General features: G+C 40.3%; 6 protein-coding genes. 5 read left to right on the plus strand and 1 reads right to left on the minus strand.

The window, feature by feature from the left end; all coding sequences use genetic code 11:
• From HPC67_RS14700 to HPC67_RS14715, 4 genes are all read left to right on the plus strand, one after another.
• The gene (locus HPC67_RS14700) at positions 1 to 888 is read left to right on the plus strand and encodes an ABC transporter ATP-binding protein (RefSeq protein ID WP_217589425.1); all 888 of its coding nucleotides are present in this window, start codon (positions 1 to 3) and stop codon (positions 886 to 888) included.
• The gene (locus tag HPC67_RS14705) at positions 866 to 1,531 is read left to right on the plus strand and encodes an ABC-2 transporter permease (RefSeq protein ID WP_217589427.1); all 666 of its coding nucleotides are present in this window, start codon (positions 866 to 868) and stop codon (positions 1,529 to 1,531) included. The genes HPC67_RS14700 and HPC67_RS14705 overlap by 23 nt, the downstream gene beginning before the upstream one ends.
• Positions 1,532 to 1,684: 153 nt before the next feature.
• Positions 1,685 to 2,548: a DMT family transporter gene (locus tag HPC67_RS14710; protein WP_217589429.1), complete on the plus strand. Its 864-nt coding sequence runs from the start codon at positions 1,685 to 1,687 to the stop codon at positions 2,546 to 2,548.
• A gap of 450 nt (positions 2,549 to 2,998) precedes the next feature.
• Positions 2,999 to 3,853, plus strand: a complete 855-nt coding sequence (locus tag HPC67_RS14715) for a CvfB family protein (RefSeq protein WP_217589431.1) — start codon at positions 2,999 to 3,001, stop codon at positions 3,851 to 3,853.
• Positions 3,854 to 4,204: 351 nt separating this feature from the next.
• On the opposite strand, the gene HPC67_RS14720 is transcribed toward HPC67_RS14715, so the two are convergent.
• The gene (locus tag HPC67_RS14720) at positions 4,205 to 4,492 is read right to left on the minus strand and encodes a hypothetical protein (protein ID WP_217589433.1); all 288 of its coding nucleotides are present in this window, start codon (positions 4,490 to 4,492) and stop codon (positions 4,205 to 4,207) included.
• Between the two features lie 259 nt (positions 4,493 to 4,751).
• On the opposite strand from HPC67_RS14720, the gene HPC67_RS14725 reads away from it, so the two are divergent.
• Complete coding sequence (locus HPC67_RS14725) at positions 4,752 to 5,957, plus strand: dicarboxylate/amino acid:cation symporter (protein ID WP_217589435.1); 1,206 nt, start codon at positions 4,752 to 4,754, stop codon at positions 5,955 to 5,957.
• Positions 5,958 to 6,015 lie beyond the last annotated feature (58 nt).

The raw sequence follows: 6,015 nt of genomic DNA on the forward strand, positions 1-6,015 counted from the left end.
ATGAATGCAATCGAGCTTCAGCACGTATCTAAAAAACGCAAGGACTTTTCTATCGAAAATATGAGTTTCACAGTGCCGACCGGTTATATTACCGGACTGATCGGACCGAATGGAAGTGGCAAGACGACGACACTACATATGTTAATGGATATTATTAAAGCAGATTCAGGATGTATTCGTTTATTCGGTAATCCAAACGAGGATGCGACTCAAAAGCAACGAATTGGCTTTGTCCATGACGATTTATATATGTATGAGCACTTTAACATTAAAAAGATGAAAGCCTTTATCGCCCCACTGTATAACACTTGGAACGAAGATGTGTTTCAAACGTATTTACAGGCTTTTGATCTTCCGTTAAAGAAAAAGCTCAAAACATTTTCTAAAGGCATGAAGATGAAATGTAGCCTCCTCTTCGCCCTGTCACATGACCCAGAGCTTATTATTATGGATGAACCGACAGCAGGTCTTGATCCGGTATTCCGACGTGAGCTATTTGGCATGCTGCAGCAATTAATGACCGAAACAAACCGAACGATTTTAGTTTCGAGCCACATCACATCTGATCTCGACCGAATTGCAGATTATGTTATTTTTATGAATGACGGTGATCTTATACTTAACAAAAGCATGGATGAGATTAGCGAATCGTTTCACATTATTAAAGGTAGACGTCAAATGATTGATGCTGATACGAAAGGGTTATTTAGTGGCATAGAGATAACTGATGTTGGCTTTAAGGCGTTGTATGAAGGAGATTCTAACCTATTTACTGATTTTGGGGACGATATTGTTGTTGAGAAAGCAACTCTTGAAGACATCATGTTCTACTTATCGAAAAAACGAGCATTAGGAGGCATGCATCATGATGCAGCTTATCAAGCGTGATTTGAGATTAAATTGGCAGCCACAGTTGTTTTTAATTGTGATTGGGGTTCCTTTTCTTTTCTTCATCACATTCCCGCCAATATATACATTGTGGGCTATTATCTATCTGCCATTAGCATTTAATTTATTTTATAATGATCATAAGGCGCAAATCTATCAGTTTCTGCACGGTCTTCCCATTTCTCCAAAGCACGTCATTAGAAGCCGTTTCATATATTTGTTCTTCATAAGTGCTGTAGCCATGTTATACCAATGGGGGGTCTCAATATTAATCATTCAATTTGCTGAATATCCTTCTACCTATTTCGTTTATACATGGAAGGATATGATTGTTGTTTTGAGTGGTGTGGCGATTGTTACAGCGGTAATCATTCCATTTTTCCACTTTATTCGCTCTTTCAACTTATCGACTATCATTATATTTGTATTGTTTTTTAGCTTCGTTTTCGTTAGCTCTATCGCGCTCTTTTCAGTTATGCCAGATGGGGGCTTTACATTTAACGAAATTGACCAGGGCTACGTCAAGCTTGTTGAAGCATATATTCCCTTCTCTCCGTTTATAACGCTCTCTGTCATATCATTTACCTTGTTTTTCCTGTCTATGAAGCTGACTGAGTGGCGGTTTGTTCGTCAGGATCATTAGATTGTTATCTCCCTCCGAGTCCTCTAAAGACTCGGAGGTTTTTATGGTCAGTCTTTCAACCGACTCGTGTTGATCCTTTTCTTGGTAATCTCGCTATGCACATGGCATAATGAATAGTTAGATTGAGTTTACGCATCTAGGAGTGGTTTTTATATGAACAACACGATGAAGGGGATTATGCTTTTATTAATCTCTGCTTTTGGATTTTCTGTGATGGCGGCCTTTGTTAAGCTAGCAGGCGATTTGCCTTCAATTCAAAAAACATTTTTCCGTAATTTAATTTCAGCTATTATTGCATTTGGCTTCGTTATGTACAACCGTGAAAGTCTATTCGGTAAAAAGGAAAATCAACCGATTCTATTGCTTAGAGCTTTCTTCGGAACGCTCGGCATCATTTTCTTCTTTTATGCGATTGATCATCTCGTCTTGTCTGATGCAGATATGCTGAATAAAATGAGTCCATTTTTGCTCATTATTTTTTCGGCCGTATTTTTAAAGGAAAAGGTTATGCCATTTCAAGTTGTAACAGTTGTCATTGCTTTTATTGGTATGTTATTTATTATTAAACCTGCGTTTTCCGTTGATATTATCCCTTATTTAATGGGCTTTTCATCTGCTGTTTTTGCGGCAGCAGCTTACACGTTCCTCCGTGTTCTAGGAAATCGCGAAAAATATTATACGGTTGTATTTTATTTTTCATTCTTTTCAACAGTTGTGTTGCTACCATTTCTCATTGTCTTTTTTGAACCAATGACAGGAAAGCAATTAACATTTCTTCTTTTAGCAGGTGTGTTTGCAACGTTGGGCCAGTTCGGGATTACACTCGCATACAAATTCGCCCCAGCAAAAGATATTTCAATCTTTTTCTATTCGACTGTGTTGTATTCAACGATCATCAGTATCGTCTTTTTTGAACAGGTACCAGACATATACAGCTTCATCGGCTATGTGGTCATTTTAAGTGCCATGGTTTATATGTTCTTCAGAGGGAAAAAGCGGTCTCCTGAGCGGTCATAATACACGTATTTCAGTATAAATTTGACAATTACTTGTATGTGTGAGATGATAAAGAGCGTTGCAGCATAAAGTAACATTTAAGATGCTGGCATTCTGCAAAGTTTTTGACGATGCTTATTCACACTGGCGCGATTACAGAGTCGCAAGGACGCAAGAGCAGGTAGGGCTTGCGTTGTTTAGGTTAGAGGGCTTACAGTGGAGTGAGTGCAGCGGCAAGAGGAAATGAGTGTGCTCGATATCTTGAGCACTAACAAACAGACAACGTAAGGGCATCGGTGATCTGCCCTAATAACTTTAAAATTTCCCATCCTATATTATAGGAAAAAAGATAAAACTTATATGTTACTTTACCAATCAAAGGGGTACGCTCATTAATGGGGTACCTCTTTTCCAATACATAAGCGTTTTTGAAAGGACGCTCATAAATTTTAAAATGAAAGAAGGCATAATATGACTCAAACACTTGCTGGATTTATTCAAACTATGACAGTTAAACGTGTAATTGATACCGGATACGTGCTCTATCATGAGGACACTGAAGCCCTGCTTCATCTTGCTGAATCCGATCAAGAACTCTCCGAAAATGATGCAGTCGACGTCTTTCTTTATATTGATAAAAAAGGACAATTGACGGCAACTACGACACTGCCTAAAATTACTCGAGATGCGTATGGCTGGTGTAACGTCGTTGAAGTTATTCCAAATCTCGGTGCTTTCGTTAATATTGGAACGACAAAGGATATGCTCGTATCCAAAGACGATTTGCCGTTATTTGAACGTGCTTGGCCAAAAACAGACGATAAATTATATGTTACGCTCGGTCTTGATCGTAAAGGACGGCTATTGGCTTTGCCAGCGACTGAAGGTGTTATCCAGAACATGATGGCATACGCACCTGAAGACCTTCTCAACGAAACAGTTTCCGGATACGTTTACCATACGAGTCGAGAAGGTACAGCCCTTATTACGGGTGATCACTATCGCGGTTTCATTCATCATACAGAGCGAAAAGACGAGCCGCGTTTAGGCGAATTTGTAACTGGACGCGTGATTGAAGTCAAAGAAGATGGCACGATTAATGTCTCACTTCGTCCTTTAAAACAGCATAGTATGAGTGACGATGCTGAACAGATTCTTGCTTATCTTAAAGACAATGGCGGGCAAATGCCGTTCGGTGACAAAAGTGACCCCGATGATATTCGTGGCACATTTTCCATTAGTAAAGCGGCTTTTAAAAGAGCACTCGGTAAGTTGCTGAAGGATGGATACATCGAACAGCGTGATGGCTGGACGTTTTTGAAATAGCGTTGCAAACATCGTTTTATTAGGCAATGTCGCGTTTTTCGGTGGAGCTGAGCGACGCGTGAGAGGTATTATTATGCCGTACAGGTGTAATTCGCTCTTTCGGGATTTTAAGACGGATGGGAGAGGCATTTTATGCGGCTGATTTTGGCTTTATGCGGTCGGATAAACGGGTATGCGGCTAGAATTGAATATATGCGGCGTTTTTTCAATTTATGCGGCTCATTCGGAATATATGCGGGAGTTTCCTGATATATGCGGGAGAATTGCATTTTATACGTTTCAAGCGCCTTAAGCACCTTGAAACAACAATTGCCCCAAACAAAAAAGAGCGGTGTGCCGCTCTTTTTTTCATTACCCTTTTGCATCGGGCTCGACTTGCATAATTGATAACACGATCATTGTGATGGCTGATGCAAATAGAGCTGCGATGCCCCATCCACCATAGCCGGCTCCCATGCCCATGATGTCAACCTTTGTCAACGTTGCCATCAACAGAAAAATTAATCCAGTGGCAAACAGTACAAAAGAAGGATAATACGCTACGTAGCTCGTTTTTGACGTAGCTTTATTCATAATAAATGCAAGTACAAGTAAAATAGCTAGCATCACAGCGCCTACCATAAGCGTCGTTTCTACCATAAGTATCACCTCTATGCTATTAATCTTACGTACAGTTTATTATTGAATGCTGGCAAAGTCAACGAAAGCGCTATTTTTGCAATACAGTGAAAAGCAAAAAAATAACTCTTGAGTTTTTATGCCGTTTCTAATAGGATAGTCATATATGTAAAAATGTTTGCTTGCGTTGAAAGCGGTCGCGCTTATTCGTGCCTACTTGATACGAATGCCAATAAAAAAGGAGGACCGTACAGTATCTTTTAACGCGAAGGAGGATATTATGAAAAAGAGTTTAGTCTGGCAAATTATCGGTGCTTTTATTCTTGCAATTATCGCTGGTATCATCTTTGGTGAAAAAATCGAAGTCGTTGCACCACTTGGAGATTTATTTTTACGGTTGATCAAGTTTATTATCGTGCCGTTAATTTTAGCAACACTTGTCGTCGGTGTCACAAGTACGAGTGATGTCAAAAAACTTGGAAGGCTCGGCGGTAAGACGATCACGTATTATTTGGCAACGAGTCTCATTGCCATTTCACTTGGCTTAGCGGCCGGTTATGTATTTTCACCCGGAACAGGAACAGGACTGACACTCGATGGTGCAAATGACGTCACACCTACTGAAACAGAAGGTGTTGTCCAAACACTCTTGAACATCATTCCGACAAACCCACTCGAGGCACTCGCAACTGGTAACATCCTGCAAATTATCTTTTTCGCTATTTTTATCGGGATTGCGATTACCCTCGTTGGCGAACGTGCTAAACCTGTACAACAATTTTTTGATGGATTTGCGGAAGTGATGTACAAAGTAACGACTATGATTATGACAATTGTACCGATTGGGATTTTTGGATTGCTTGCACCGGTCGTTGGTAAATATGGTGCCTCAGTGCTCCTCCCTTTAATCAAGCTCATTATTGCCATGCTTATTGCTTGTTTAATTCATGTTATTATCGTTTATTCCATTACCGTCAAGACACTCGGCAAGATGAGCCCCATTACATTCCTAAAAGGGATATTCCCAGCGGCGGCTGTCGCCTTTAGTACGAGTAGCAGTTCAGGCACATTACCGGTCACGATGAAATGCGCTCAGGAAAATTTGAAGGTGTCTCAAGAAACGAGTAGCTTTGTCCTACCGCTTGGCGCAACGATTAACATGGATGGCACAGCAATTTATCAAGGCATTACGGTTGTGTTTATTGCCCAATATTTTGGTATGGAATTAACATTTGCCCACCTCGCTACCGTTGTTTTGATTGGGACACTTGCATCGATTGGTACAGCAGGTGTACCAGGTGCTGGTTTGATTATGCTGACAATGGTTATAACTGCAATCGACCTACCGATTGCTGGACTTGCACTCGTCGCTGGTATTGACAGAATACTAGATATGATGCGAACTTCTGTTAACGTCATTGGTGACGCGTCTGCAAGTGTTGTGATCGATTCATCAGAGGAAAAACGCGAAGCCAAAACCGCATAAATGCATTTTTGTATGTATGTAAAAACGGTTGTACAATAAATGACGTTGGTGGGGAAAA

Origin of the sequence: Lentibacillus saliphilus, from assembly GCF_019093865.1 — a bacterium.
GTDB classification, from domain to species: Bacteria; Bacillota; Bacilli; order Bacillales; family Amphibacillaceae; genus Lentibacillus_B; species Lentibacillus_B saliphilus.